Source organism: Priestia sp. SIMBA_032, assembly GCF_046535215.1.
GTDB lineage: Bacteria > Bacillota > Bacilli > Bacillales > Bacillaceae_H > Priestia > Priestia aryabhattai.
In genome coordinates, this window is record NZ_JAWRXD010000184.1 from 1 (window position 1) to 401 (window position 401).

1 protein-coding gene is annotated in these 401 nt (G+C 50.6%); it reads left to right on the forward strand.

Annotated features, from left to right (window positions below):
• Window positions 1–384, forward strand: a 384-nt coding sequence (locus SB717_RS33935; protein WP_410907205.1) for a helix-turn-helix domain-containing protein, incomplete at its 5' end; no start/stop codon positions are given.
• Window positions 385–401: the final 17 nt, after the last annotated feature.

Below are 401 nucleotides of genomic sequence, written 5' to 3' on the forward strand. Positions count from 1 at the left end.
ATACCTTTCCTGGCAGATCGTGTTCACGCAGATTCGCTGGTACATAAGGCCCAGCACTTTCTGCAAAAAAACTTCAGAAACGACATCAAAATGTCGACGTTATCGTCAGATCTGGGGGTCAGTGAGCGAACGTTAATTCGCCGCTTCCAGCATGCCCTCGAACAATCCCCCTTGGGCTACTTGCAAGGCATTCGTATTGCCACAGCTCAAGGCTTGCTCAAAGATGGGGACCTCAACGTCGAAGCTATCGCCGCTCTGGTCGGGTATACCGATACAAGTTCGTACTGCAGATTGTTTAAACAAAAGGTAGGCGTGAGTCCAGGCGCCTATCGAAATCAAGTTCGCAGCCTTCCCGCTCTCCCGAAGAGCTCGTTTTTACACTAAAGCCACGTTCACTTGGG